This window comes from Pseudodesulfovibrio pelocollis (assembly GCF_030282845.1).
In the GTDB taxonomy this organism is placed as follows: Bacteria; Desulfobacterota; Desulfovibrionia; order Desulfovibrionales; family Desulfovibrionaceae; genus Pseudodesulfovibrio; species Pseudodesulfovibrio pelocollis.
The window spans coordinates 39,210-64,192 of the sequence record NZ_JASTWE010000011.1 but is presented as its reverse complement, the minus strand read 5'-3'; the positions used below and the strand labels follow the sequence as shown (position 1 = coordinate 64,192).

General features: G+C 66.3%; 26 protein-coding genes and 1 pseudogene. 16 read left to right on the top strand and 11 right to left on the bottom strand.

Annotation, left to right across the window (positions count from 1 at the left end):
• The first annotated feature begins 128 nt into the window (after positions 1 to 128).
• The 8 genes from QQS14_RS05965 (at position 129) to QQS14_RS05930 (ending at position 6,601) form a co-directional block, all read left to right on the top strand.
• On the top strand, positions 129 to 539 hold the full coding sequence (locus tag QQS14_RS05965) for a universal stress protein (protein ID WP_285906044.1): 411 nt from the start codon (positions 129 to 131) through the stop codon (positions 537 to 539).
• 23 nt (positions 540 to 562) lie between these two features.
• On the top strand, positions 563 to 859 hold the full coding sequence (locus QQS14_RS05960) for a DVU0150 family protein (protein WP_285906043.1): 297 nt from the start codon (positions 563 to 565) through the stop codon (positions 857 to 859).
• A gap of 13 nt (positions 860 to 872) precedes the next feature.
• A complete protein-coding gene (locus QQS14_RS05955) occupies positions 873 to 1,910 on the top strand; it encodes a sulfite exporter TauE/SafE family protein (protein WP_285906041.1) in 1,038 nt (345 codons plus the stop codon).
• A gap of 33 nt (positions 1,911 to 1,943) precedes the next feature.
• Entirely contained in the window at positions 1,944 to 2,279 is a 336-nt protein-coding gene (locus QQS14_RS05950) for a hypothetical protein (RefSeq protein ID WP_285906040.1), read from the top strand.
• A 79-nt stretch (positions 2,280 to 2,358) separates the two neighbouring features.
• Positions 2,359 to 2,598, top strand: coding sequence for a hypothetical protein (locus tag QQS14_RS05945; RefSeq protein ID WP_285906039.1), 240 nt, complete (start codon positions 2,359 to 2,361; stop codon positions 2,596 to 2,598).
• A 122-nt stretch (positions 2,599 to 2,720) separates the two neighbouring features.
• The gene (locus QQS14_RS05940) at positions 2,721 to 3,524 is read left to right on the top strand and encodes a hypothetical protein (protein ID WP_285906038.1); all 804 of its coding nucleotides are present in this window, start codon (positions 2,721 to 2,723) and stop codon (positions 3,522 to 3,524) included.
• Positions 3,525 to 3,553: 29 nt separating this feature from the next.
• A complete protein-coding gene (locus QQS14_RS05935) occupies positions 3,554 to 3,973 on the top strand; it encodes a response regulator (protein ID WP_285906037.1) in 420 nt (139 codons plus the stop codon).
• A 30-nt stretch (positions 3,974 to 4,003) separates the two neighbouring features.
• Complete coding sequence (locus QQS14_RS05930; RefSeq protein ID WP_285906036.1) at positions 4,004 to 6,601, top strand: PEP/pyruvate-binding domain-containing protein; 2,598 nt, start codon at positions 4,004 to 4,006, stop codon at positions 6,599 to 6,601.
• Positions 6,602 to 6,738: 137 nt separating this feature from the next.
• Here QQS14_RS05930 and QQS14_RS16605 read toward each other — a convergent pair.
• The 3 genes and pseudogenes from QQS14_RS16605 to ftsE form a co-directional block, all read right to left on the bottom strand.
• Positions 6,739 to 6,918 (bottom strand): annotated as a pseudogene (locus QQS14_RS16605) (RHS repeat-associated core domain-containing protein); the annotation flags it as partial.
• 229 nt (positions 6,919 to 7,147) lie between these two features.
• Positions 7,148 to 8,023, bottom strand: a complete 876-nt coding sequence (locus tag QQS14_RS05920; RefSeq protein ID WP_285906034.1) for a cell division protein FtsX — start codon at positions 8,021 to 8,023, stop codon at positions 7,148 to 7,150.
• Entirely contained in the window at positions 8,020 to 8,787 is a 768-nt protein-coding gene (ftsE, locus tag QQS14_RS05915; protein WP_285906054.1) for a cell division ATP-binding protein FtsE, read from the bottom strand. Before ftsE ends, QQS14_RS05920 begins: the two co-directional genes overlap by 4 nt.
• A 104-nt stretch (positions 8,788 to 8,891) precedes the next feature.
• Between ftsE and QQS14_RS05910 the strand changes: the two genes are divergently transcribed.
• The 4 genes from QQS14_RS05910 (at position 8,892) to QQS14_RS05895 (ending at position 14,544) form a co-directional block, all read left to right on the top strand.
• The gene (locus QQS14_RS05910; protein ID WP_285906033.1) at positions 8,892 to 11,123 is read left to right on the top strand and encodes a Tex family protein; all 2,232 of its coding nucleotides are present in this window, start codon (positions 8,892 to 8,894) and stop codon (positions 11,121 to 11,123) included.
• A 108-nt stretch (positions 11,124 to 11,231) separates the two neighbouring features.
• Positions 11,232 to 11,684: a hypothetical protein gene (locus QQS14_RS05905; RefSeq protein WP_285906032.1), complete on the top strand. Its 453-nt coding sequence runs from the start codon at positions 11,232 to 11,234 to the stop codon at positions 11,682 to 11,684.
• Between the two features lie 69 nt (positions 11,685 to 11,753).
• The gene (locus QQS14_RS05900) at positions 11,754 to 12,344 is read left to right on the top strand and encodes a DUF4390 domain-containing protein (RefSeq protein ID WP_285906031.1); all 591 of its coding nucleotides are present in this window, start codon (positions 11,754 to 11,756) and stop codon (positions 12,342 to 12,344) included.
• Positions 12,345 to 12,351: 7 nt separating this feature from the next.
• Positions 12,352 to 14,544 carry a sensor histidine kinase gene (locus QQS14_RS05895; protein WP_285906030.1) on the top strand — a complete coding sequence of 731 codons (2,193 nt, stop codon included), beginning with the start codon at positions 12,352 to 12,354 and terminating at the stop codon, positions 14,542 to 14,544.
• 229 nt (positions 14,545 to 14,773) lie between these two features.
• Here QQS14_RS05895 and QQS14_RS05890 read toward each other — a convergent pair whose 3' ends face one another.
• On the bottom strand, positions 14,774 to 16,030 hold the full coding sequence (locus QQS14_RS05890) for an EAL and HDOD domain-containing protein (RefSeq protein ID WP_285906029.1): 1,257 nt from the start codon (positions 16,028 to 16,030) through the stop codon (positions 14,774 to 14,776).
• 204 nt (positions 16,031 to 16,234) lie between these two features.
• Here QQS14_RS05890 and QQS14_RS05885 point away from each other — a divergent pair, with 204 nt between their 5' ends.
• Positions 16,235 to 17,038 (top strand): 2-amino-3,7-dideoxy-D-threo-hept-6-ulosonate synthase, encoded by an 804-nt coding sequence (locus QQS14_RS05885; RefSeq protein WP_285906028.1) that lies wholly within the window; start codon positions 16,235 to 16,237, stop codon positions 17,036 to 17,038.
• On the opposite strand, the gene QQS14_RS05880 is transcribed toward QQS14_RS05885, so the two are convergent.
• The 4 genes from QQS14_RS05880 to QQS14_RS05865 all read right to left on the bottom strand — a co-directional run bounded on the left by QQS14_RS05880 (position 17,020) and on the right by QQS14_RS05865 (position 20,119).
• Complete coding sequence (locus tag QQS14_RS05880) at positions 17,020 to 17,382, bottom strand: hypothetical protein (protein WP_285906027.1); 363 nt, start codon at positions 17,380 to 17,382, stop codon at positions 17,020 to 17,022. The two genes, QQS14_RS05885 and QQS14_RS05880, sit on opposite strands and share 19 nt — an antisense overlap.
• Before the next feature lie 527 nt (positions 17,383 to 17,909).
• Positions 17,910 to 18,314 carry a hypothetical protein gene (locus QQS14_RS05875; protein WP_285906026.1) on the bottom strand — a complete coding sequence of 135 codons (405 nt, stop codon included), beginning with the start codon at positions 18,312 to 18,314 and terminating at the stop codon, positions 17,910 to 17,912.
• A gap of 16 nt (positions 18,315 to 18,330) precedes the next feature.
• Complete coding sequence (locus QQS14_RS05870) at positions 18,331 to 19,350, bottom strand: HEAT repeat domain-containing protein (protein WP_285906025.1); 1,020 nt, start codon at positions 19,348 to 19,350, stop codon at positions 18,331 to 18,333.
• Between the two features lie 22 nt (positions 19,351 to 19,372).
• Complete coding sequence (locus tag QQS14_RS05865; RefSeq protein ID WP_285906024.1) at positions 19,373 to 20,119, bottom strand: S24 family peptidase; 747 nt, start codon at positions 20,117 to 20,119, stop codon at positions 19,373 to 19,375.
• 171 nt (positions 20,120 to 20,290) lie between these two features.
• Here QQS14_RS05865 and QQS14_RS05860 point away from each other — a divergent pair, with 171 nt between their 5' ends.
• Together QQS14_RS05860 and QQS14_RS05855 are read left to right on the top strand one after the other, a co-directional pair.
• Positions 20,291 to 20,710, top strand: a complete 420-nt coding sequence (locus QQS14_RS05860) for a DUF5675 family protein (protein WP_285906023.1) — start codon at positions 20,291 to 20,293, stop codon at positions 20,708 to 20,710.
• Positions 20,692 to 20,943 carry a MerR family transcriptional regulator gene (locus tag QQS14_RS05855; protein WP_285906022.1) on the top strand — a complete coding sequence of 84 codons (252 nt, stop codon included), beginning with the start codon at positions 20,692 to 20,694 and terminating at the stop codon, positions 20,941 to 20,943. Before QQS14_RS05860 ends, QQS14_RS05855 begins: the two co-directional genes overlap by 19 nt.
• On the opposite strand, the gene QQS14_RS05850 is transcribed toward QQS14_RS05855, so the two are convergent.
• The 3 genes from QQS14_RS05850 to QQS14_RS05840 all read right to left on the bottom strand — a co-directional run bounded on the left by QQS14_RS05850 (position 20,926) and on the right by QQS14_RS05840 (position 23,937).
• A complete protein-coding gene (locus QQS14_RS05850; RefSeq protein WP_285906021.1) occupies positions 20,926 to 21,768 on the bottom strand; it encodes a hypothetical protein in 843 nt (280 codons plus the stop codon). The genes QQS14_RS05855 and QQS14_RS05850 overlap by 18 nt on opposite strands.
• 120 nt (positions 21,769 to 21,888) lie before the next feature.
• Positions 21,889 to 23,301: an NlpC/P60 family N-terminal domain-containing protein gene (locus QQS14_RS05845; protein ID WP_285906020.1), complete on the bottom strand. Its 1,413-nt coding sequence runs from the start codon at positions 23,299 to 23,301 to the stop codon at positions 21,889 to 21,891.
• A 63-nt stretch (positions 23,302 to 23,364) separates the two neighbouring features.
• Entirely contained in the window at positions 23,365 to 23,937 is a 573-nt protein-coding gene (locus tag QQS14_RS05840) for a flavin reductase family protein (RefSeq protein ID WP_285906019.1), read from the bottom strand.
• 115 nt (positions 23,938 to 24,052) lie between these two features.
• Between QQS14_RS05840 and mutM the strand changes: the two genes are divergently transcribed.
• On the top strand, positions 24,053 to 24,871 hold the full coding sequence (gene mutM / locus QQS14_RS05835) for a bifunctional DNA-formamidopyrimidine glycosylase/DNA-(apurinic or apyrimidinic site) lyase (RefSeq protein WP_285906018.1): 819 nt from the start codon (positions 24,053 to 24,055) through the stop codon (positions 24,869 to 24,871).
• The last annotated feature ends 112 nt before the right edge of the window (positions 24,872 to 24,983 follow it).

Here is a 24,983-nt window from a genome sequence, read left to right as displayed (position 1 = left end):
AACAAAGTGTTAACCACATGCGATTGCACGATAGCACTGGCACACGCCTTGCTTAAGGGAAAGCAACACGAAGTCCCAAAGGCATTATGAAGAAACAGAGGCACTTCTAAACAGCGAGGGCAAAGACCATGATCATTTTGGTAGCGATGGACGACTCGGGTTTCGCCAGGGCGGCGCTTGAACAGGCACTGAAAATGGCCGCTCCGGTCAAGGCCGAGGTGGTGGCGCTCAGCGTGGTCCCCAACGTCGGCGTGGTGGAGGGGATGCAGGACACCATGGTAGCGCGCCTCGAGCGTGAGGCGGCGAGCCTGATGGACGAGGCGAGCACCACCGGAAGCAAGCAGGGGGTGACGGTCAGGACGAGGGTGGCGAGCGGTGTTTCTCCCGCCAACACCATCATCGACGTGGCCAAGGAGATCAAGGCCGACCTCATCGTCGTAGGACATCGGGGCAAGAGCAATCTGGAAAAATTTCTCATCGGCAGCGTGACCAACGCGCTGGTGACGTATGCTCCCTGCTCGGTTCTGGTGGTCAAGTAACAACACACAATGGAGGAAACCTCATGCGCAAACTGCTGAAGATTGGAGCGATGCTTTCGGGCTTGCTGGCTCTGATTCCCCAGTTGGCCCTCGCCGCAGGCGAAAAGGCCGATGAACTCATCGTCGTGGCCGACACGCGGGTCCTGAACAACAGCGTCATGCTGTACTTCGCCGACCTTTACAACACCAACATCCTGCTCTTCGCCATCTGGGCGGTGGTGCTCACCGCTCTCTACGGCGTCTTCCTGGGTGTCACGATGGACTTCATCATGGCCAGGACCGGCCTGGACCTTTCAAAGCGCAAGATCGTCGAGCACTAGGAGGTATTGAGTTATGGAAATGTTTGGCGATTCCAGCTGGCTGTACATGTACATGCCCATTGCGGGCGTGACCATTTTCTGGCCCGGCCTGGTGCTCATCGGCTTCTCGGTGGGCGTCATCGGCGGGTTCTTCGGCATGGGCGGGGCCTGGATGGTCACCCCCGGCCTCAACATTCTCGGCTTTCCCATGGCCTTTGCCATCGGCACCGACATCGCCCACATCGCGGGCAAGTCCATGGTCTCCACCATGCGCCATTCCAAGTTCGGCAACGTGGACTACAAACTTGGCATAGTCATGATCATAGGAACCATGTTCGGCATCGAAATCGGCGCCCAGCTCATCATGTACCTTGAGCGCCTGGGCACTGTCGGAACCGTGGTGCGCTGGGTCTACGTCGTCTTCCTGGCGCTGATCTCCTTCATGGTCTTCTACGACTACTACAAGGCGGTCAACAAGAAGAAGCACGGCGAGGCGGACGGCGAGCGCGGCACCGAGGGCATCACCTGGTACAAGACCCTGCACAAGATCCGCATTCCCCCCATGATGCACTTCGAGAAGGCCGGCTTCACCTGCTCGGCCTGGCTGCCCATCATCGTCAGCTTCGTGACCGGCATCCTGGCCGGCTTCCTGGGCATCGGCGGCGGCCTGCTGCGCATGCCCGCCCTGATCTACCTCATCGGCTGCCCGACCCACATCGCGGTTGGCACCGACCTCTTCGAGGTCATGATCTCCGGCCTGTACGGCGCCTTCACCTACACCCTGAAGGGTCGCATCGAGCTGGTGGCCGTGTTCGTCATGCTGACCGGTGCCGCCATCGGCGCCCAGATCGGCACCGTGGCCACCAAGTACGCCAAGGGCTACGGCATTCGCATCGCCTTCGGCATCGCCGTGCTCTGCTGCATGGTCTCCATCATCCTCAAGGAATACGGCTTCGCGATGATGTCCGCGGCGCTCATCCTGGGCACCATCTCGCTGATCTGCATCTACATCATGAAGATCATGTTCGTTGGCGCGGCCCAGGAGCTTCGCGAGAAGAAGGCCCGGGGATAACAACCTAGACACTACCAACAAGGAATAAAGCCCATGCGAAACATCAAGACCATACTCCTGACCGCTGCGCTGCTGGTGCTTCTGGCCAGCGCCTCGGCCTGGGCGGCGAGCGTGGCCCAGGGAGCCTGTGTATCCTATGACGAAAACACCAAAATCCTCGTCCTCGACGAATATGACCTGAATTTCTCCAAGGAATTCAGGTTCGGACAGCCCACCGGCGTGCTGACCGAGTTCGACACGAGCACGGCCAAGATCGGAATGCGGATCGAGGTGGGCGACGTGATCCGCCTCTCCTACAATCCCGTGGGCGACAAGAACGTCGCCCTGAAGATCATGAACGTGTCCAAGCAAGACCTGATGGGCAAGTAACACGACCCTACCACCCCTTCGCGGCCCGCCCGTCTCAGCCCCATTGGTGCGGGCGGGCCACGGAGGGACAGGAGTGAATATGCAAGGCAGACAGCCACTGACCAATGCCCAGCGCGCCGTAGTCGTCATCATGGACATCCTCCTGCTCGTGGAGCTGTCCCTGTGCATGTACTGGAGCAGCGCCAATCCGGAGACCATGACCATTACCTTCATGAAGACCTTCGTGCCTGTCGCGGCCATCACCCTTTTGGCCTCGTGGTACACCATCAAGCGCCTGGCCCCTGTCAGCGAAGAAACGGCCCTTCAGGAAGGGGCGTGACGTGAGCCAGCTGCTGGTTCTCATCCTCTCCCTGGGCCTGGGGCTGGTCGTGGGCGTGGCCCTGGCCCGCCGCTCCAGAAACAAGCGTCAATCCTGGTCATCATCAAAGGACAAGTCATAGCATGACCACACGGACATTCAACCGCATCGCCCTGATCGGCATCGCCCTGCTGGTCTTCTCGGTGGTCGATTCCTGCACCGCCGCCTTCAGCACGCCCTATGTGTTCCGAATGACTCCGGGCGACACCGTCCTCGTCAGCGGCGACCTGCTCGACACGCCGGCCATCCCCAACAGATGGCTCGAAGAACCCAGCCTGGAGACCATTCGCAGCCACGTCGATTACACCCGGGAAACCCCCGGGCTCCACATCGACTTCATCGAACTGCGCGGCCGCCTGTGGCGCGGGTATTTGCAGCTTGATTCCGCCACCCCGGGCGAGTATACCTTCCAGGTCTTCAACACCGCCTCAAAGGAGCCGGAGGTGGAGACGCGCTTTACGGTACGAGTGTTTGCCAACCAGGAAGCCCTGCGCGCCGACATGCCTTCCATTTCGGAGCGCTATCTCGACATCAAGCCGGTGCTCATTTTCTTCATGGCCATGCCGCTGACCATGATTCTGCTCTATCTCTCGTTCCGCCAATCGGGCAAGGACGAGGCCCGGCTCACCAGGCAGGGCATCGGCTCGGTCTACAAGCTGGCCAAGAGCAAGATAGGCTGGGACGTGATGGTGGGCCTGGGCAGCGCCCACGGCGTCAACTCCGGCGACACCCTGCGCATCCTTGACCGCAAGATGCACGAGGTGGGCGAACTGAAGGTGGAGACAGTCAGCCCCGAAGCCAGCGGCGGCCTGCTCCCCCTGGATGCCAACATCAAGTCCGGCTATTACGTGGCCCTGCCAGGGGCCGTGATCCCCAGGCAGAACTGATCCTGATTGCGACGAGGAAAGCAACACACATGGTGAAACCCATTTCCGTTCTTTTGGTCGATGACGAGGTCGACCTGCTGGACTTCTTGTCCAAACGGCTTGCGCGGCGCGGCTTTCTGGTCCAGACTGCGAACAATGGCAGGCAGGCGCTGGCCGCCATCAGCGCCAGCAAGCCCGATGTCGTGATACTGGACATGCTCATGCCCGGCGGCATGGACGGATTGGCCACCCTCGGGGAAATCCGCCGTCTGTTCCCGCACCTGGAAGTTGTCCTGCTCACGGCCCACGCCTCCACGGAGGCCGCCCTGCGCGGCATGGAACTCGGGGCGTACGACTACATGGTCAAGCCCGTGGCCATCGGAGAACTGGTTCTCAAGATAGAAGAGGCATCCGGGGCGCGCGGCCCCATGACCAGTGGCACAAGGACAGGCAACCGGTACGACGCCTGACTCACCAACGCTGACCTGCAAGAAGTGCTCATGGCAACGTTCTGGAACAGGCTTTCACGGCTGATCGGACTCAGCTCGCCCGAAGAGGACGAGGCCCTGGAGCGAGCGCTCCGGCTCGACTTCCGCCGCCGCTGCGCCCTGTTTCGCCAGTTGGTCAACTCCAACAACCGCGCCCTTGAGGTCATGAGCGACATGGAGGAGATGCTGCGCGGCGGCAAGCCCTTTGGCCTGCCCCAGGTTCGCGGCATGTGCGCCCAGGCCACTGCCAATGTTTTCAAGATGATCCGCTGCCTGGAAGGCATGACCGACGGCCGCTACAACGCCCTGTACGACCGGTTGCGCGCCGTGCAGCAGGAGATAGGCCGCCATGTGGAAGGCGGCAGGGACCCGGTGCCCGGGCCGCTTGTGCTCGGCCTGGATGCCATCGGCGCGGCCGACGCGGGCGAGGTCGGCCCCAAGATGGCCAACCTGGGCGAGCTTGGCCGCATCGGCCTTGACGTGCCGAGCGGATTCGTGATCACGGCCAGCGGATTTCGCCGGTTCTTCGAGCACGCGAGCCTGAGCGCCGAGATCGAAGGCATCATCCGCGACCGCCAGGTGGACCGCCTCGACGCCCGCTACGCCCTGTCTTCGACCATTCAGGAACTGATCGTGGCCGCGCCACTGCCCGACGACCTCGTGCAGGCCATCGAGGCGCAGTGTCAGGCCCTGGCCGAAACCTACGGCGACGAGGTCCGGCTGGCCGTGCGCTCGTCAGCCCTGGGCGAGGATCTGCCCGACGCCTCCTTTGCCGGGCAGTACCGCACCGAGCTTGGCGTCCGGCTCGATCAGGTCACCCGCTCCTACAAGGAGGTGGTGGCCAGCAAGTACGGCGTGGCCGCCATGACCTACCGCTGGAACCGGGGCATTCCCGACGAGGGCATGGCCGTATGCGTCGGCTGCCTGCCCATGGTGGACGCCTCGTCCGGGGGCGTGGTCTACACCCGCGATCCCGTCCATCCCTCTGACCGCAGGCTGGTCATCCACGCCGTGCCGGGCCTGCCCACAGCCGTGGTGGACGGCAACGTCCAGGCCGACCGCTATCTGGTCTCGCGCGACGAGCCCATGCGCATCGAGGAATCCCACGTCCCCAGGAAGCAGACCATGGCCCAGCTGGACGCCATGGAAGGCGTTGTCCATGTCCCATTGCAGGATTCCGAAGCCGAGGCCCCGGCCCTCGCTCCCCAAGTCATCATCGACCTTGCCGAAAAGACCCTGGCCGTGGAGCGCCACTTCGGTCAGCCCCAGGATGTGGAGTGGGTCGTGGACCGCCAGGGAACCCTGATCTTTCTACAGGCGCGGCCCATGACCGGCCACATGCCGGTGGTGCCCGAGCCGCAGGACGACCCGGGCCTCCCCCTGCTGCTCGAAGGTGGCGAGCCCGCCTCCCCCGGCGCGGCCTGCGGGCCGGTCTTCGTGGTCCGCAAGAACGCGGATGCCTTCTCATTCCCCGAAGGAGCCGTGCTGGTGGCGGCCCAGGCCCTGCCCCGCTGGGCACCGCTGCTGCCCCGGGCCTCGGCCGTGGTGGCCGAGACAGGCAGCGCCGCCGGGCATCTGGCCAATGTGGCCCGCGAGTTCGACGTGCCCGCCGTGTTCGGGCTCGAAAACGCGGTCTCGGTCCTGGACGGCAACCAGATGATCACGGTTGACGGCACCCACGGCCGCATCTTTTCCGGCTGCGCCGAGGAACTCCTGGCCAGCCAGGCCGGAAAGGGGCCGGATTTCATGCTTGGCAGCCCGGTCATGAACACCCTGACCAGCGTGGCGCGCCACATCGTGCCCCTGACCCTGCTCGACCCGGAGTCCCCGGATTTCCGCCCGGATTTTTGCCGCACCCTCCACGACATCACCCGGTTCTGCCACGAAAAATCCGTGGGCGAACTCTTTGCCGCAGACAGCGGCCCGGTGCGCAAACGGCTGGCCAAGCAGCTGCGCTACAATGGCCGCCCCCTCAAATACTGGCTCATCGACCTTGGCAACGGATTCACCAATCCGCCCCAGGACCGCTACATCGACTTCGAGAACATCGCCTCGCGCCCCCTGCACGTGCTCTGGGAAGGCATGACCGCCCAGGAATGGGGCGGACCGCCCGTGCTCGACGTCAAGGGCTTCGCCTCGATCATCAATCAGGCTGCCTCCAACAGGGACATCGAACCGGCCATGGCCTCCAGCTTCGAGGTCAAGAACTACTTCATGATCACCGACACGTTCCTCTCGCTCCAGTCGCGGTTCGGGTTCCACTTCTGCACCCTTGAGGCCCTGATCGGGGATGTCACGGACGAGAACTACGCCAGCTTCCGCTTCAAGGGCGGCGCGGCCGACCTGGACCGGCGCATCCTGCGGGCCGAGCTGGTGGCCGACCTGCTCGAAGAGCACGGCTTCCGCACCGAACTGCGCCAGGACGCCCTGCTGGCCCGGGCCGAGGCACTCCCCCGGGTCGAGCTTGAAGAAAAGCTCAGGATACTGGGCTTTGTCATGATCCACACCAAGCAGCTGGACATGGTCATGAAGAACCGGGACATGGCCATCGTCTACGAGCAGCGCCTGCGCCGGGACCTGGCGTCCATGATCGCCAAATCCAGGCAATAGCCATCCCATAGCCTCCCCCAGCCCCCCTTTGTGCAGCACGGCCGAACAGCACGGAGTGCCGGGCCGTTTCTTCGGCAATGCCCATGAGGATTGGGGCTGGAGCGTTTGCAGACACACGGATATCCAAAGCGTCTGACCACCCCGTTCACCGGGTCGTCCAGACAATACCCGTACCAGTCCGGGTCGCCGCCTGCGTCGCCAAGCGGATCGGGGGCGGTCCAGCGGCCGGTGAAGGTATCGTAATCACGCCAGCCGAAACGGACAAAGCCCAAATCCCGGTCGTGCAGGCCGCCCGCGAAGCCGATAGGGACACGGAGGCTGGCCTCTCGACGATGCGGCCTTGGTCGTCGTGCTTCAATTGGCAGGAATAAATGGATTGCATGCTTGCTCCCGGGGTTTTGATTCCGGCGTCATTGCCGGGAATCCCGGAGAGCATGGTACGGGTTTTCCGGCCCGGCCGAGATCGGGCGCGACAGGGCGACAAAAGGCCCGGGCAGGGGCAAAAGAGAGCATTGACAGGGGTTGGGCGGGAAGCGGTGGCGGGCGCTACTTGACCGCCACCCAGCTACTGGCCATGGCCACCAGGGTCACGCCACCGGCGAGCATGAGCATCTGCTCAAGGGGCAGGAAGGGGATGCGGATGAAAAAGGGCGCGAAGTCGAGGGCATCGGCGGCCAGGGAGTGGACCCCGGCCAGCAGGCCCAGCCCGGCCGACGCGCCCACGAATCCCTGGAGAAAACCGGAGGTGAGCAGCGGCCAGCGGATGTAGGAAGGGCTCGCGCCCACAAGGGAGAGGATTTCGATCTCGTCCATGCGCGTGAGCAGGGAGAGCTTGATGGTGTTGTGGACCACCAGGGATATGACCAGCCCGAGAAAGCCCAGCACCGGCCAGATGACCACTTGCGACAGGGTCATCCAGCCCTGGGCGAGGTCGGTCTGGAAGGGGGTGTAGTTGACCGTGTCCACGCCGGGCAGTTCCTTGAGGGCCGTGAGCAGCCGGGCGGCCCACCCCTCTTCCTGGGCCTCGGGCGGCACGGCAAAACGCACCAGGGCCGAATGGGGCAGGGGGTTGTCCCCGGCCAGCCAGGAGAAATCGCCGCTCTCGCCCAGGGTGGAGGCCAGCTCGGTCAGGGCGTCCTCCGGGGTGAAGGTGGCAAAATCGGTCAGATGCGGCATGGCTCCGATGGCGTCCCAGTCGGCACGGACCGCGTCGCGCGACTGGTCCTGCTTCCAGTAGGCCTGGAATTCCACCTGGCCCCGGCTCTTGAGCAGTTCGAGGTTGACGGTGTGAAAGCCGGTGAGGATCAGACCGGTGAGCAGGGTGACCATGGCCACGGCCACCATGGTCAGCAGCTGGGCCACGGGATGGAGCCGGAAATCGGCCAGCCCGCGCAGGGTCAGGCGCAGGAAACGGCCGATCACGACCGGCCTCCCTCGGGCAGGAGCGCATCGGTGTCGTCTCCGCTCCCGGCCATATCGGCATCCGGCGCAGGGGGGCAGGAGCAGGTGTCGCTGCCCGGGGGCTGCTCGCCCTCGGCCACCACCCGGCCGTCCTGCAGGTGGAGGATGCGCGCCTCGGGCACGCAGTCGAGCACCTCGCGGCTGTGGGTGGCCATGATGATAGACGTACCGTAGGTATTGAATTGCTTGAAGATGTCCATCAGGTGCATGGTCAGGTCAAAGTCGAGATTGCCCGTGGGCTCGTCGGCCAGGATGAGTTCCGGGTTGGCCACCATGGATCGGGCGATGGCCACCCGCTGCTGCTCGCCGCCCGAGAGGTGTTCGCAGGGCGAGTAGCTCTTGGTGTCGAGCCCCAGGGCGCGGACCACGGCGCGCACGCGGCGCTCCAGGTGCGCCCGGGGCATGCCGCGCACCTCAAGGGCCATGGCCACATTGTCGAACACCGTGCGGTGGGGCAGGATCTTGAAATCCTGGAAGACCACGCCCACCTTGCGCCGCAGGCCCGGGATGTGTCGTTTCTTGAGGGTGTTGAGGGACATCCCGGCCACCGAGGCGCGGCCACGGGTCACGGGCAGCGCCCCGTAGAGCATCTTGAGCAGGGTGGACTTGCCCGCGCCGGAGTGGCCCGTGAGGAACAGGAACTCCCCCTTGGCGAGGGTGAAGGAAATGTCCTTGAGCGCCCAGTGCGTTCCGAAGCTGTATGACAACCGCTCCACATTGACCATCATGCCCGGCAATGTACCCGGCCATGCCGCAATTGTACAGAGCTGCGCCCCTCGAAACGAAACCATGCCTTGACGCGGCCCGCGCAGGGGGGCACACCGGCTCCATGACACACACCGACCCTGCCCGCCCTGACCTGGCTCCCGATTCCGGCCCCCGGGCCGAGCATGTCCGCCTGATCGCGGGCGAATTGTCGATCCCGCCCGCCCGGGTGGAGGCCGTGGCCCGGCTCCTGGCCGAAGGCGGCACAGTCCCCTTCATCGCCCGCTACCGCAAGGAGGCCACCGGCTCCCTGGACGAGGTGGCCGTGGCCGCTGTGCGCGACCGGCTGGAGGAGCTGGCCGCGCTGGACAAGCGGCGCGAGGCCATCCTCGCCTCCCTGGCCGAGCGCGACCTGCTCACCGATGGTCTGCGCCGCGAACTGGAAGCGGCCGCAGACAAGGCGCGGCTCGAAGACATCTATCTGCCGCACCGGCCAAAGCGGCGCACCCGGGGGACCATGGCCCGGGAGCGCGGCCTGGCCCCGCTGGCCGAAGCCCTACTCTCGCGGCCGGACATGGACCCCGTGGCCGAGGCGCGCAAATTCGTCACCCCCGCCGATGGCTCGCCCGAGATTGCACCGGACAGGCTCGTGCCCGATACGGACGCGGCCCTGGCCGGGGCGCGCGACATCATCGCCGAGCGCGTCAGCGAAAATCCCGAGGCGCGGCGGGCAATGCGCGCCCTGTTTGTCCGGCGCGGCCGGTTCGTCTCGCGTGCGGTCAAGGGGCAGGAAGAGGCCGGGGCCACCTATCGCGACTGGTTTTCCTGGGACGAGCCCCTTGCCTCGATCCCGAGCCATCGCGCCCTGGCCATGTTCCGGGGCGAGCGCGAGGGGATGCTCAAGCTCTCCCTGCGTCCGCCCGAGGACGAGGCCCTGGGGCTGCTGCGCCGCCCGGCGGTGCGCGGCCAAGGCCCGGCCGCCCGTCAGGTAGGCGCGGCCCTGGACGACTGCTACAAGCGGCTCCTCGGCCCGTCCATCGAGACCGAGGTTCGGGCCGAGGTCAAGGCCAGGGCGGATGCCGAGGCCATCCGCGTGTTCGCCGCCAACCTGCGCCAACTGCTGCTGGTCCCGCCGCTGGGGCAGAAACGGGTCCTGGCCCTGGACCCCGGCTTTCGCACCGGGGCCAAGCTGGCCGTGCTCGACGCCCAGGGCGCGCTCCTGGAACACACCACCATCTTTCCCACCGGCTCCAACCGGCAGCGCGACGAGGCCGGGGCCACCCTGCGCACGCTGTGCGCCCGGCACTCCGTCGAGGCCGTGGCCGTGGGCAACGGCACCGGGGGCCGGGAGACCGAATCCTTTGTGCGCGGCCTGGGGCTTGAAGGCGTGGCCGTGGTCCTGGTCAACGAATCCGGGGCCTCCATCTATTCCGCTTCCGAGGTGGCCCGGCAGGAGTTCCCGGACCTGGACCTGACCGTGCGCGGCGCGGTCTCCATCGGCCGCAGGCTGATGGACCCCCTGGCCGAGCTGGTCAAGATCGACCCCCGGTCCATCGGCGTGGGCCAATACCAGCACGACGTGGATCAGGCACCCCTCAAACGCGCCCTGGACGACGTGGTGGCCAGCTGCGTCAATTCCGTGGGCGTGGACCTGAACACGGCCAGCGCCGAGCTGCTCGCCCATGTCTCGGGCCTTGGCCCGGTCCTGGCCGCCAACATCGTGGCCCATCGCGACGGGAACGGACCCTTTGCCTCCCGCCGCGCCCTGCTCAAGGTCAAGCGGCTGGGGCCCAAGGCCTTTGAGCAGGCGGCCGGGTTCCTGCGCGTGCGCGGCCAGGGGCCGGGCCATGACCCACTGGACGCCAGCGCGGTCCATCCCGAGCGCTATGAACTGGTCCGGCGCATGGCCCGCGACGCCGGATGCCCGGTGGCCGACCTGCTGCGCGACGAAACGGCCAGGGCGCGCATCCGGCCCGAGGCCTACGTGTCCGACGAGGTGGGGTTGCCCACCCTCAAGGACATCCTGGCCGAGCTGGCCCGACCGGGCCGCGACCCGCGCGCCGGGTTCAGCGCCTTTGCCTTTGACGAGAACGTCAGCGACATCAAGGACCTGCGCGAGGGCATGCGTTTGCCCGGCATCGTCACTAACGTGACCAAATTCGGCGCCTTCGTGGATGTGGGCGTGCACCGCGACGGACTGGTCCACATCAGCCAGCTGGCCGACCGCTTTGTGCGCGACCCGGCCGAGGTGGTGGCCGTCGGCCGCGAGGTGCTGGTCACGGTCATGGCCGTGGATCATGCGCGCGGCCGCATCACCCTGAGCATGAAGGGCGACCCGGCGATCAGCGACCGATAGCGGCCTGCCCGGTCGCGCTTGATGTTGATAACAGTTGTCAATGTCCGGGGGTTGGGCTAGGCTGCCTTCTTCCTGACAAGAACCGAGCTGGAAATGCCATTGAAACACATGAGAATTGTTGCACTTATCTCACTCCTGACCCTGGCCCTCACCAGCCTCCCGGCCCGGGCCACGGACACCCGTTACCTGGACCGGATGGCCTTTGAGTCCGAGATCAAGAGCATCGCGGTCATCACCCGGGTGCAGCGCATGGGGGCCGGGGCCGAGGGCACCTTCCTGCGCGTGACCTTCAAGACCGACTACGCCCTAACCTCCTTTACCCCGGACACCTTCGTGGGCGGCTGCAACACCATGGAAAACGCGTGGCAGAAGCGTTCGCCCGGCACGGTCTACTTCAACCCCAAGCAGGGGCAGAAGGTCTTTGTCACGGTCTCGTCCAACGACGGGGCCATCACCAGCCTGACGCCGCTCACCCCGCTGCTCGACGCCGTGGTCCGCACCGAACCCTGGCGGCTGACCTACAACCAGGGGCGCGTCGAGATCCTGCCCCGGGACGACTAGCGGCGAGGCACCCCCGGCGATCCGCGCCGCTTGTCCTTTGCAGGCGCTGCTGATACACAGCTGGCATACATGATACACACCCACGTCGATCCGGCACCGGCCCGATTCCGGCTCACCCTCGCCCTGACCCTGGCCTTGGGCGCGCTCTTGGTCGCGGCCCCGGCCCTGGCCCAGTCCATCAGCCTTCGGGCGCCCTCGCTGGCCAATGTCTCGGGCGTGCTCACGGCCCGTTTCGGCGTCGGCGTGGTGGAGCCGGTGGTGCTCAAGGGCGAGTTGGAGGACGGGGCGCAGCTGGCCCTGCGCTGCTCGGTCAGCCTGCGCGCGGCCCGCGACTACTGGTTCGACGGCCATCTGGCCTCGGCCTCCTTTGTCAGCACGCTCTCGCGCGACGCCTTGAGCGGCGAGTTCGTCATGACCCTGCCGGGCCGGACCACCCCCCTGCGCGGCAAGGACATCCAGGCTCTGCTCGTCGAAGGATGGGGAGCCCTGGAGGTGGGCCTCGGGCCGTGGGACATGCTGGAGCGCGGCCGCAAATACCGCCTCTCCCTCGACGCCTTCATGACCGATGCCGACGCGCCCGAGGGGCTGTCGCGCTTCATCTATTTCTGGTCATGGGACGCCGGGGCAGGCACCTCCTTCCAACTGGATTTCACCTACTGAGGCGGACATGACTCCTGATCCCATCCGCATCAACCCGACCACCAGAACCGAGCGGAAGCGGCGCAAGCGGGAGTATGTTGTCGCCGTGATCTTCCTGCTGCTCATCGTCGGCCTGACCTGGGCCGAGTTGAAATACTTGAGCGGCGACTACTACCTCATCCTCAACCTGCTCATCCTCAACGTGGTCCTGCTGCTGGGCATGATCTTCTATGTGGCGCGCAACGCCGTGCGCCTGATGCTGGAGCGCCGCCGCCGGGTGCTCGGCTCCAAGCTGCGCACGCGGCTGGTGCTGGCCTTCATCTCCCTCTCCCTCATCCCCACGGCCCTCATCTATCTCGTCTCGGTCAAGTTCGTGCAGGCCTCGGTGGACTACTGGTTCAAGGGGCAGGTGGAGGAGTCCATGGAGCAGGCCCTGGAACTGGGCCGCGCCTTCTACGGCTCGGCCCAGGAGCGGATCGAGCGGCGCGGCGAGGCCATGATCGCCGTGATCAAGCGCAGCGAATTCGCCTGGGGCGGCAAGGCCATGGACGACTATCTGGGCGAGAAATTCACGGAATACGACTTCAGCCTGATCGGCGTCATCACCCCCGAGGGCACGGAGCAGAACACCCACGCCACGGCCCAGTGGGAGCAGGCGTGGCCCGAGATCAAGGAAAAGGTGGACTGGCAGAGCCTGAGGGCCGACCCGCGCTCCTGGACCACCATCATCCCCAAGCCGGGCAGCGACCTGGTGCTGGGGGTCACTCCGGTGGACGAGGGCCGCTCCGGCTATCTGGTCATCGGCGAGACCGTGGGCCACGGCCTGATGCACCGCCTGGACCAGATCGTGCGCGGCCTGGACGAGTACAAGAAGCTCAAGACACGCAAATATCCCTGGAAGATGAACCTGTACCTGACCATGGGGGTCATGGCCATGCTCATCATCCTGGGGGCCATCTGGTTCGGCTTTCGACTGGCCAAGGAATTGTCCGCCCCGGTCCAGGCCCTGGCCGCCGGTACCGAGCGCATCGCGCGCGGCGATCTCTCGGTGCGCCTGGAGGACCGCTCCGACGACGAACTCGGCTTTCTGGTCCAGTCCTTCAACCGCATGGCCGAGGACCTGGAGCAGAGCCAGAAGTCCGTGCAACAGGCCAATGTGCGTCTGGCCCAGCAGAACCAGGAGCTTGAACGGCGCGGCCAGTACATCGAGGCCGTGCTCAACAACATCACCTCGGGCGTCATCTCCATGAACGCGGAGGGCCGCATCGGCACGGTCAACACCGCGGCCGAACACATCCTGGGCGTGCCCGGGTCCATGATCATCGGCCGCAAGCCGCAGTCGCTGCTCTCGGGCGACTTCGCGGACATGATGAACGAAGCCCTCTCCTCGGTCAGCGCCAATCCCGGCACCCTGTGGTCGCGGCAGATCGACCTTCCCGTGCGCGGCCGCAACATCAAGACCCTGGTCAACGTGGTCTCCCTGCGCAACGTGGGCGGGCGCGAGGCCGGACACGTTGTGGTGATCGAGGACATCACCGAGCTCGAGAAGATCCAGCGGCTGGCCGCCTGGCGCGAGGTGGCCCGGCGCATCGCCCACGAGATCAAGAACCCCCTCACGCCCATCAAGCTCTCGGCCCAGCGGCTGCAACGCAAGTACGGCGAGCGCGTGGACGAGAAGGTCTTTGACGACTGCACCGAGCTGATCGTCAAGCAGGTGGAGCGGTTGCAGAACATGGTCACGGAGTTCTCCTCCTACGCCAAGCTGCCCGAGATCCAGCCCCGGCCGGACTTCCTGGCCCCGGTGCTGGAAGAGGTGGCGGCCATGTTCGAGAACACCTACCGCAAGATCGACTGGAAGCTGGAGTTTGTCACGCCCATCAACACCTTCGCCTTTGACCGCGAGGCCATCCGGCGCGTGCTCATCAATCTTTTCACCAACGCGGCCGAGGCACTGCGCGGCCATCGCGGTGGCCGGGTGGAGATCCGGGCCACCCACGACACCAACGCCGGGCTGGTCAGCATCACCGTGGCCGACAACGGCCCGGGCCTGCCCAAGGACTCCTCGCGCATGTTCGAGCCCTACTATACCGAGAAGAAGGGCGGCACCGGGCTCGGGCTGACCATTGTCCGCTCCATCGTGGCCGACCACGGCGGGCAGGTGCGCGCCACGCCCAACTCCCCCAGGGGCACGGTGTTCATCGTCGAACTTCCTGACGCCTGACCGGGCCGCAGCGGCCAGCCCCCTCTTCCTGCCGCAGCCCTCCTCCCCGCCCCTTTCGCCTTCAACCCTCTTTGGCCTTGTCCGTGACCTTGCCAGCGAAGCCACCCGCGGCCGTGTCCGAATCAGAGGCCGCAACAAGCGCGACACCCCTTCCGGCAAGGCGGCCGAAAGGGGTGTCGAGAAAGGGTGAAACGCGCGCTGTCGATACGCTATCGTTTGCTGAAAACTCTTATTGTTTGGGATGTTCCTGGCTTTCCGATACAAAGAAAGAGTCGGCCCAGGTAAAGGCGTGCTGGTAGCTGACGGCCACGGTGCCGGGGAGCAGGTCCAGGGTCTTGGCCGTGGCCCCCACCGCGTCCCAGTCCGACTGCTCGATGGCCTTGGCCAGGGCGAGCCACGGGGCGTAGCGGTTGTCCTCGCCGCACAGGGCGTTCTTGATGTCGTCGTCCACGGGCAGGTGCCTGACGATGGTTTCCATGCGCATGTCGAGCAGGGCGTCGAGCAGGGAGAAGAGGCCGAGCATGAAGAGCTTGTCCGATTCATCCTCGTACCCGCCGCCCAGGGCCGCGGTCTCGAAGAGCTTGGCCCGGTGGGCCGAGAGGTAGGAGAGTTCGAGGCTCTTCTGCGAGGGGGCCATGTCGGTCAGGATGATCAGCCGCAGCCAGTTGCGGATGGGCTTCCAACCGGCCAGGACCACGGCCTGCCTGATGGAGGTGATGGTGGTGGCAAAGCTGAAGCTGGCCGAGTTGAGAAAATTCAGCAGCCGGTAGCTGATGGCCACGTCTGCCTCGATGGCCGGGGCCAGGGCGTCGAAGTCGGGCTCGTCCTTCTCGATGATCTCGAAGAGCTTGAGCCGGGTGATCTCCGAGGAGGTGATCTTGCGTCCCGATTCGGTCAGGGGGTGCTTGAAGAAGAAGCCATGGAAGAGGGAAAACCCCGCCTCCCTGGCCCGCTCCAGGTCGTCGGCGTTCTCCACGCACTTGGCGATCATCCGGGAGACGCCGAATTTCTGGCCCCTGGCAACGATGGCGGCCAGTTCGGAGGGCCCCCTGTCGGCAATGTTCACCACGAGCACATCGGCCAGCTCGACCAGTGGCTCGCAGCCGGGGCGCCCCTCGAAGTTGTTGACGGCCACCTCGTAGCCATCGCCCTTGAGGTCGCGCAGGGCCTTCAGGAGGCCGCCCGGAGGATCGGCCTGCTCCTCAAGGGTGATGACCGTGTTGCCTGATGGCACGGCCAGGGGCGTGCCAGCCACCACGTCCTCGGGGGTGAAGTGGATGAGCAGGCGCGAGCGGTTGCCCGCCAGCCCCCGGCACAGGGGCAGGTTGGCCACCAGGTTCATGGTCGCCTCGGAGTTGTCCGAGATCACGGCCCGATCCGCGTCCTGGCTGTCCCGAAAGAGCATCAGGTAGCCCCAGGTGTCGTTGTGGGCCGTGAAAATGGGCTGCCGGGCGACGAATATGGTCTGGTAGGTTGTCTCGTCCATTGTCCCTCTCTTTGGGGCCGTGTACTTGAGGGATTGTGGTCACAATTCCCGGCGGAGTCAATACGGGGAATGCGCCCAAAACAGGATTCCGGCGCTGCCCGGAGCGATCATTGTCCTTTCCTCCGGCCAGGGAGTGTATTATGTCAACTGCATTGTCGAGAAATCCGGCGGCACGACACCAAACCACCATGCAAGAGGTGCAGGATGCATATAGGAAAGGCCATTCGTCTGGAGAGGATTTTCAATCGCGACACCCGGCGCACCATCATCGTGCCCATGGACCACGGCGTGACCGTGGGCCCCATCCCCGGCCTTGAGAAGATGCGCGACACCGTGACCAGCCTGGTGGCGGGCGGTGCCAACGCCGGCCTGGTTCACAAGGGGCAGGTCAAGCTCGGCCACCGCATGCAGGGTCGGGATTTCGGGCTCATCGTCCACCTGTCTGCCGGCACCGTGCTCTCGCCCTATCCCAATGTCAAGCGGCTGGTGACCACGGTGGAGGAGGCTATCCGCCTGGGCGCGGACGGCGTGAGCGTCCATGTCAACCTGGGCGACGAGACCGAGGGACAGATGCTGGCCGATCTGGGCGCGGTGGCTGCCACGGCCGCCGAATGGGGCATGCCGCTGCTGGCCATGGTCTATGCGCGCGGCCCCAAGGTGGCTGACGAATATGCCCCGGACGTGGTGGCCCACTGCGCCAGGGTGGGCGCGGAGCTGGGCGCGGACGTGGTCAAGGTCAACTATACCGGCGACGCCGATACCTTTGCCCATGTGGTGGAATGCGCCTGCGTGCCCGTGGTCATTGCGGGCGGGCCCAAGCTCGATTCCACCCGGGCTTTCCTGGACATGGTCCGGGTGTCCATCGACGCGGGCGGAGCCGGACTCTCGGTGGGGCGCAACGTGTTCCAGCACCGCGACCCCACCCGGCTGGTGCAGGTGCTGGGCCGCGTCGTTCACGATGGCATGGCCGTGGACGATGCCCTGGACGGTTACGAAGACGTGCTGTAGCCGTCTTCCGGCCGGGTCGCCCGCAGGCATCGCGCCCCTACGCTGCATGCCTCAGGAAGGCGCGGGAAAACCTGCGCGCTGTCCTCTTTTTTGACCGCCGACGCCTTGGCCACCAGTGTCGGCGCTATCTCCCCGGCCATCCCCTCCACATCCCCGGCCCCTTCGTCGGCTGGTCCGCCACAGCACCCGCCATCCGGCTCGTCCCCGGGCTCCCTCGGTTCCTGGAGCGCGCCCTGGCCCTGTCCGGGCCGGTCGGCCCGAGCCACGGCGGTGGACACCACAAATCCGGCCCGAAGGAAATCCCCGCTCGTGGGCAGCCCCCTTCCCTCCCCGGCACGTATCAAGAGCGCAGTCCGCATCCCCAACCTCACGAAATGGCGACCGCCACAAGGTGATCGCAGGCTAGATATTGTAAGCCGTATTTATATAGAGAGTTCGCCGAGAGGCTAGTTCGAACATGGTTGAATGTCCAGCAAAAACTGACCAAAATTGTACGTAATTGCCTATTTTACTTTGAAAAAAAGCTAAAATAACATTGTAGGTTTTGCCTGCTGCAAGGGGGAGGGCGGCGAATCGCACGAGCGTGGTGTTTCGAACCCATGGGGCGGGGCGGTGTTGCGTTGATAATGCATCGGCATTTCAGGTCACTGCATTGAGCAATGCATCGGGATCGGCCTCTGCCGCAACCAGGGCGCGACCCTGTGCGCGAACTCGGGCGCGATCTCGGGCGCGAACACAAGGGCCGGTCTCGACACCTCAGGTCGAGACCGGCCCTTACGCCTTTGGGCCATCGCGTGCCCGATGGCGCGGACTGGCTCGCCGCCGATTCACCACCCGCCATGGCGCGGGCGAATGGGCGGAATGCGTTGCGTCAGGCCTTGTCAGACCCCTTGAACACGAACAGGGGCAGCTCGGCCACGGTCTTCCAGCCGGAGTCGGTCCTGATGGCGGCAGAGAGGACGTGGCGGCCCTCGTCCGACACCGTGAGGCCGGGCAGCTGGAAGTTCATCTTGTGGAGCATGGTCGCGCCGGGAGTGACCTCCTGGGCGCCGAGCATGGCCCCCTCGCCCCGGGGCGGGGTCAGGGTCAGGGACACGGTGAAGGGCTGGCCGCCCGTGTCGCCAAGCTCCCACAGGCTGGCGAAGAACACCGGAGGGAGCGTGGCCGGGAGCGCCGGGACCACTGCGTGTTCCACGGTGCGGATGAAGGAGGTGCTGCTTGAGTCTCTGTCAATGATCAGGTCGGCGCAGATGAGTGCATAGATCAGTTTCGGCATGGGTGCCTCCTGTCGGCTAGGGTTGGTGCCTGAGTCCGGACAGGGACTGGCGAAGGTCTTCGGGCAGCGAGAGCACCGAGGCCGGGTCGATGTCCGAGAGCAGCAGGGCGGCTCCGGTGCGCTGGCTCGGGGTGCCCGTGGCCACGGCCCGGGACAGGGCCGGGATGGCGTCGTTGCCGATGCCCAGCAGGGCGCGGAAAGCGGTCTGGGCCAGGGGCGTGCCGGGCCTGTCGAGCAGGCGCACCAGGATGGGGGCCGCCGCCCTGCCCAGCCGGGCCTGGGGATAGAGCCCGGAACAAGGCGCGCCCAGCAGCATGAGGTGGTGCCAGACCAGGGCCGGGGGCGGGCTGATGGTGTCGATGGCCTCGGCCAGCACATGGACCACGCGCTGGTCGTCGGTGTCCAGGGCGCGGATCAGGGCCGGGATTGCTGGCGCGGCATCCTGGCCCAGATGGCCCAGCAGCCACGCCGCCTTGGCCCGGGCAAAGGCATCGGGCGCGGCCAGTCCGGCGGCCAGGGCGGGCACGGCCTTGCGCCCCATGAGGCTCAATCCATAGGCCGCAGCGTCGCGCCTCGACGGGTCGGGGTCGGCCAGCAGGCCCACCAGCCCGGGAGCCATGTCTGGCCCGGCTGCGGCCGACGCATGGGCGGCCATGCTCCGCACTGTGGTGTCCGGGTCGGCCAGGGCCGCGACAATGGCCTTGTCCGCCAACCCGGGCGCGGGCAACAGGCCAAGGCCCAGGGCCGCGCCGCGCCGCCGCACGGCATCGCCCTCGGCCAGGGCGGCCACGAGGCCGGGCATGGCAGGCTGGCCCATGGCCTTCAGACGGACGACGGCCCGGGCACGTGCCTCGGGATCGGTTCCGCCCAGGATGTCGGCCAGGGCCGGGATTTCCGGGTTCACGCCCGGACCAGTCTCGCCCGGATCAGTCATGCCGGAACTGGTCACGCCCGGACTGGCCAGGCCCATACCGGCCGTGAGCAGGAAGCACAGCACAGGCAGGAACCGGACAAAGAGTCGAATGGCAAATTTCATGTTGATCTCCAGCGCCCAAGGGCTATTTTCTGGTCATGTCGCTCCACGCCCAGACCACATTGCCGCCGATGGCGCGACTGATGTCGCCGTCGTAGTCGCGCTCCAGGCGGTAGGTGACGGGCGGGAACTGGCGGCTGTTGTCGGAGTAGAAGATCAGCTCCAGGTCGCCGTCGAGCCGCTTGGTGTTGACGCGCTTGACCATGGCGCCCCCGTCCGGGCCAGGCTCGCTGACGAGCATGATCTTGCCCGCCGGGCTCGGATCGCGGTCGTTGCGGTCCACCAGCACGATGTCGCCGGGGTGCAGGGTGGGGATCATGGAGAGTTCGTTCTTGCCGACCTCCACGGCCACCAGGTTGGACCGGAAGCGGATGGACTCCTGATGCCGCCAGACCAGCACCCAGCCCTCGACCTTGTCCTCGGGAATCAGGCCCGGCCCGGCGGCCACGGGCGAGCTGGCCAGGGGCACGGCCAGATAGTCATCCGGCTGCGGATCAGGAGCCCCGGGCACGGCCTGGGTCTTGTCCGGCAGGCGGAAGCACACCTCCCGGGCCGCGTCCGCAGGCTCGTCGCCAAAGACCAGCGAGACGCCGACGCGGTCGAGGATGTGCCCCAGGGAATCGGCGTTGAGCCCGCGCTCACGCTTGAGGAAGCGGTTGAGCTGCGAGGGGTCGATGCCCAGCTCGTCGGCCATGCGCTTGTTGTTCGGATACCGTTTGCCCCGGCCCACCCGGCTCAGCAGGGCCTGGCGCACGTCTTCAGTGAATCCCATGATCATCCCCTTGTGAATGATACGAAGTTACGCATACATATACACGGAATTTGATGAATGTCTAAAGTTGAATGACAAAATTTGTTGACTATTGTATAGTCAAACGTCTACCTTCTCCCTGTTCATGCCTGTGGGGGCGACCCGCAAATGGAGGAGCAGATGCTTGAAAACATGGAACTAGTACGAATAGAGAGCGGCGAGGCCGGGACCTTTGGCGTGCTCAGCCTGGACGGGCAGGTTTTTTGCCTGACCCTGGAGCCGCCGGATCGCGGCAACGCGGTGGGCGAGTCCTGCGTCCCGGCAGGGCGCTATCAATGCCGCCGGGTCAACTCGCCCCGGTTCGGCAACACCTTTGAGGTGGCAGGTGTGCCCGGGCGCACGCACATCCTGTTCCACCGGGGCAATGTGGCGGCCGACACCAGCGGGTGCGTGCTGCTGGGCTCGCGCTTCGGCGTGGTGGGCCGCAGCCGGGCCGTGCTCGATTCCGGCCACGCCTTTGCCGCCTTCCTGGAGCGCTGCGCCGGGCAGGACCGCTTCGACCTGACCATCCGCAAGGCCTACGGGGAGGGGACATGGACTCCATCTGCCTGAAGGGGGCCAAGGACATCTGCCTGGCCGTGGGTGAGAATCCCAAGAACATGCACCAACTGGTGAGGATGCACGGCCTGCCCGCCTGGAAGCGGGGGGTCAAGGGCACATGGCGCGCCCTGCCCGAAGACCTGCGCGCCTGGCTGCGCGAGCAGCGCAATCAGCACATGGAGCGGCCCGCCCCGACCGGTGATTTGTGCCAGCCCAGGCCAAGGGAATCACGACCGGGCGGGTAGACCGGCCCCCGCGCCCGACAGGACTTCCGGGGCAGAGTCCGGCCGGGCCACGCGCCATGGCCCGGCTGGGGCGGCCTGCATCACCGGATGCCGGACCGAGCCGGTCCCGCTGACTCCGCCCTGTCCATCAGGTGTGGAGGCCGTGCACCGCACGCCCTGGCCGATTCCGCGCAGGTACATGCGCTCGGCCTGGGCCAGCGAGGATTCGAGCCTGTTGAGCCGCTGGGCCAGCAGGTCCGGCCCGATGGCCCCGGCGCGGGCAGCGACCACGGCGCGGGCTGGCCCGGCGGCAGGGACTGGCCCGGCGGCAGGGACTGGCCCGGCGGCAGGGACTGGCCCGGCGTCTGGCTGATCGGTCCAGGCCCGGCGCATCGGGATCGGGATCAGGTCCGGGTCCGGGGTCGGCTCCCGCGAAATCGCGGCTTCGCTCTCCTCGGATGTCGCAGGGCCCAAAGGCATGGAGACCGGCACCATGACGACCGGCTCCGTGGCGGCCATTGGCGCGGCTCCGGCATCGGCGAGCATCAATGTCGGTTTGCCCAATGTCGGCGCAGACGGAAAGGTTTGCGGTGTCGACGATGCGTCCGGGCCGATGAGCCAGGCGAACTTCTCGCCCAGCACCTCGTCCGGGGTCTTGTCGTTGACCGCGAACTGGTAGGTGTATTCGCCCACGGAATAGGCAGTGCCCGCATACTGGATCGGGGCCGGGCCGACCAGCCCGAGCACGCCGAACATGGCGTTGATGGCCAGACAGCCCGCCAGGGACGTGGGCAGGAAGGCCAGCAGGGCGGCCGCCATCCAGGCAGGGCGCGAAGATCGTGACATGCCCGGGCGTTGCATGAGCCGTACCGGCAGAAAATTTGCCAGGGCCATGGCCCGGTTGGATGCGGTGGCCCGGCCGCTTTGCCGCCGGGTGTCGAAAATCCGCCGCCCGGCCGGACCGGGCTATTGGTCCGAGGCCGGGGCCGAATCCGGGGGCGGACAGAGGGTGTTGATGGAGGTCACGGTCTCCAGGATGATGCCGTCGGGCCGGGACAGGGCGCGCATCTCCAGGCCCGGCTCCAGAGTGGTGATGACCGAGCTGCCTATGACCTCGCGGCCGGGCGTGTCGCCGTGCATGGTCTTGAGGCCCCAGACCGCGTGAAAGACCACGGGATCGCCGTCGCGCTGGCCGAGGTAGAGCATGATGTGGCCCGGCTTGCCCACCAGGGTCAGAAACGGTGTGGCCCGGGCCAGGATGAACCGCTTCTTGGCCTGCCGGTCGAGCCCGGCCACGGTCGCCACCTCGCCGGTGGCCGCCTGGGGCCGCGAGTTGCGCGGCAGGAGGATGCCGAAGGAGGCCATCAGATCCATGACCGCCATGGAACAGTCGCGCCCCTCGTACAGGCCGCCCCAGCCGTAGGGTCGGCCGAGCATGGCGTTGATCAGCAGGGTGAAGTTGGCTGGCGTGGCCGCAAGGGGCGCGGGCCGGACCACGGACTCGGGCAGAAAGGCCACCTGGGCCACGGCATCGCCGCGCCGGTCGCGCACCGGGATGACCAGGGCCATGCCGTTGTCGCCGAACCCGCCTTCGAGCACGGGCAGAATCCAGCCGATGTGGGCGTCGAAGCGGAACACGCCATCACCGTCCACCACGGGCACGTCGTCGCGGACGATGGCCGCGTAGATCCCGGTGCGGTAGAAGCTCTCGAACCCGTCGTCCACCCAGGCGATGTCCGTGGACCGGACCCAGCCAAAGGCGAAGCGCGACTCCACCAGCATCCAGGCCCGGTCCGCGCTGGTGTGGGTGGCCAGCAGCGGCGTGCCCGCAGGCACCAGTGAGTTCTGCATGACGTCAAAGGGAAAGCCCTCCCCGGCCCGGGAGGGATCGAAAAACGTGGGCACCATGGTGGGCAGCACGCGCATGTTGGCATTGGTCACGGCAATGGCCCGGCGGCTCATGGACGGATACTGGTCCGCCCGCGAATACTGGCGCAGCCGCTCCATCCAGTCCGCATCGCGCGGCAGGGTGTTTTCGCCGTAGAGCTGCGCCCTGGCGTACTGGGCCAGCCCCCAGTAGACGGTGTCGGCCGCAATGGGTGTTCGCCCGGGTTCCCATGGCGCAAAATGGGCCTTGAGAAATTCGGCATACGCCTCGGCCTGTCTCCCGGCCGGAACCAGGGGCCGGTCCGGGTCCAGCGTGTGATACACCCCGGCGTCCTGCGGCAGAACGACCAGATCGGCCACCGGCCCCTCGGGCGTGCGCGACGTGCAACCGGCCAGGACCAGACACCAGACCACTGACAGGGCCAGCGGCACGGACAGTGTGCGCGCAACGGCCCGCCAAAATCGGCCACAGGGGCGCAGAGGGTTCTTCATGTTCGCACTCGACCCGGTTTGGCCTGAAAAGTCAACACCCTGCCCCGCCCAAGCCGGGCCAGATCACTTCATGAACGTCTTGCCCGCATGGAAGCCCTTGGCCACCACCGGGCCCAGGCCGTGATAGGTGCCAACACCCGGGGCGTAGACCAGGGGCAGGACCCTGGCCGGGTCCGGGTGCTTGTCGTCCAGCAGCTTGTCAGCGTCGCACTTCACGTCCTTGATCTCGCCCACCATCATGGTGTGCGCGCCCAGGTCATAGGAATGGATCAGCGCGCACTCCACCACCAGCGGGAATTCGTCGATATAGGGAGCGTCCACATGCTCGCCGCGCACCGGGGTCAACCCCGTGGCCGCGAACTTGTCCGTCTTGCGGCCCGAGACAAGGCCCAGGAAATCCGCCTCGGCGGCCAGGGACTGCGGGCAGACGCTGACCGTGAACGCCTTGCGCAGCATGATGCCCGCAAAGGTGTGGCGACCGGGCCGCACCGACACGGTCAGACAGGGCGGCTGCGAACAGCAAATGCCGCCCCAGGCCGCGATCATGGCGTTGGGCCGCCCGTCCTCGTCATAGGAACCCACGGCCCAGACAGGCGTGGGAAAGGCCAGCGTGGCCGGTCCGAGAGATTTCTTCATCACATGCTCCTTGTGTCGCGAATATCGCCCAGCCTACGCCAACCCGCCCCAAATGAAAACAGGGGGGATGCCTCCGCGCTTTTCTCTGCATCGGAATTCGGGTACGTAGGGTGCCATGCCTGAGTTGCCAGAGGTTGAGGTCATTGCCCGGGGTCTGGGTGCCACGTTGGTGGGGCGTGTCGTCTCGGATGTGGAGCCCGTGGATTCCACGCGGTTGAGCGAGGCGGCGGACACGCTGGTGCCCAAGGTGCTCGGAGGCGTGGTGGTTGGCGTGCGCCGCCGGGCCAAGGTGCTGCTGGTGGACTTGTCGGACGGCGCGGCCCTGGCCTTTCATCTGAAGATGACCGGCCGGGTGGTGCATGGCCCCATGCGGCCGGTGGAGCGGCACGACCGGACCCGGTTCATCCTGGACGACGGCTCGCTGCTGTGCTTTGCCGACATGCGCCGCTTCGGGTATGTGCGCGCCTTTGGGCCGGGCGAACTGGCGCACTGGGATTTCCTGCACCGGGTCGGGCCGGAGCCGCTGGAGACCGATGCCGCGATGCTTGCCGGGCAGGTGCTCACGCGCGCCGGGCGGATCAAGGCGCTGCTGCTCGATCAGGCGGTGGTGGCGGGCGTTGGCAACATCTATGCGGACGAATCCCTGTTTCGTGCAGGCATCCACCCCCAGGCGCGCGGCAACAGGCTGGGCCCGGCCCTGGCGGAGCGCCTCTTCGCACACCTTCAGGACGTGCTGCGCCAGGCCATCGCGGAAAACGGCAGTTCCATCCGCGACTATGTCAATGCCAGCGGCGATGCCGGGGCCTTCCAGAACAGCTTTGCCGTGTATGGCAGGCAGGGCTTGCCGTGCGCGGCCTGCGGCACGACCCTGGCATCAACCAAGGTGGCCGGGCGCACCTCCACCTTCTGCCCGCGCTGCCAGCAGAGGCGCTGACCATGAACCGCAACCATCTGCAAAAGTCCGTTGTGGTTGGCCCGCTGGCGACACGGCCGGACTGCCCGGAAATGCCGCCTCGCAAAACGCGTTGGCCCGGGCATTTCCCTCC

Coding starts and splice junctions, on each gene's coding strand:
- QQS14_RS05960 (WP_285906043.1), top strand. CDS start 563: ATGCGCAAACTGCTGAAGATTGGAGCGATGCTTTCGGGCTTGCTGGCT.
- QQS14_RS05870 (WP_285906025.1), bottom strand. CDS start 19,350: ATGAAATTTGCCATTCGACTCTTTGTCCGGTTCCTGCCTGTGCTGTGC.
- QQS14_RS05875 (WP_285906026.1), bottom strand. CDS start 18,314: ATGCCGAAACTGATCTATGCACTCATCTGCGCCGACCTGATCATTGAC.
- QQS14_RS05910 (WP_285906033.1), top strand. CDS start 8,892: ATGACACACACCGACCCTGCCCGCCCTGACCTGGCTCCCGATTCCGGC.
- QQS14_RS05860 (WP_285906023.1), top strand. CDS start 20,291: ATGGAACTAGTACGAATAGAGAGCGGCGAGGCCGGGACCTTTGGCGTG.
- QQS14_RS05850 (WP_285906021.1), bottom strand. CDS start 21,768: ATGTCACGATCTTCGCGCCCTGCCTGGATGGCGGCCGCCCTGCTGGCC.
- QQS14_RS05845 (WP_285906020.1), bottom strand. CDS start 23,301: ATGAAGAACCCTCTGCGCCCCTGTGGCCGATTTTGGCGGGCCGTTGCG.
- QQS14_RS05930 (WP_285906036.1), top strand. CDS start 4,004: ATGGCAACGTTCTGGAACAGGCTTTCACGGCTGATCGGACTCAGCTCG.
- QQS14_RS05950 (WP_285906040.1), top strand. CDS start 1,944: ATGCGAAACATCAAGACCATACTCCTGACCGCTGCGCTGCTGGTGCTT.
- QQS14_RS05955 (WP_285906041.1), top strand. CDS start 873: ATGGAAATGTTTGGCGATTCCAGCTGGCTGTACATGTACATGCCCATT.
- QQS14_RS05945 (WP_285906039.1), top strand. CDS start 2,359: ATGCAAGGCAGACAGCCACTGACCAATGCCCAGCGCGCCGTAGTCGTC.
- QQS14_RS05940 (WP_285906038.1), top strand. CDS start 2,721: ATGACCACACGGACATTCAACCGCATCGCCCTGATCGGCATCGCCCTG.
- QQS14_RS05935 (WP_285906037.1), top strand. CDS start 3,554: ATGGTGAAACCCATTTCCGTTCTTTTGGTCGATGACGAGGTCGACCTG.
- QQS14_RS05965 (WP_285906044.1), top strand. CDS start 129: ATGATCATTTTGGTAGCGATGGACGACTCGGGTTTCGCCAGGGCGGCG.
- QQS14_RS05840 (WP_285906019.1), bottom strand. CDS start 23,937: ATGAAGAAATCTCTCGGACCGGCCACGCTGGCCTTTCCCACGCCTGTC.
- QQS14_RS05855 (WP_285906022.1), top strand. CDS start 20,692: ATGGACTCCATCTGCCTGAAGGGGGCCAAGGACATCTGCCTGGCCGTG.
- mutM (WP_285906018.1), top strand. CDS start 24,053: ATGCCTGAGTTGCCAGAGGTTGAGGTCATTGCCCGGGGTCTGGGTGCC.
- QQS14_RS05895 (WP_285906030.1), top strand. CDS start 12,352: ATGACTCCTGATCCCATCCGCATCAACCCGACCACCAGAACCGAGCGG.
- QQS14_RS05890 (WP_285906029.1), bottom strand. CDS start 16,030: ATGGACGAGACAACCTACCAGACCATATTCGTCGCCCGGCAGCCCATT.
- QQS14_RS05900 (WP_285906031.1), top strand. CDS start 11,754: ATGATACACACCCACGTCGATCCGGCACCGGCCCGATTCCGGCTCACC.
- QQS14_RS05865 (WP_285906024.1), bottom strand. CDS start 20,119: ATGGGATTCACTGAAGACGTGCGCCAGGCCCTGCTGAGCCGGGTGGGC.
- QQS14_RS05885 (WP_285906028.1), top strand. CDS start 16,235: ATGCATATAGGAAAGGCCATTCGTCTGGAGAGGATTTTCAATCGCGAC.
- QQS14_RS05905 (WP_285906032.1), top strand. CDS start 11,232: ATGAGAATTGTTGCACTTATCTCACTCCTGACCCTGGCCCTCACCAGC.
- ftsE (WP_285906054.1), bottom strand. CDS start 8,787: ATGGTCAATGTGGAGCGGTTGTCATACAGCTTCGGAACGCACTGGGCG.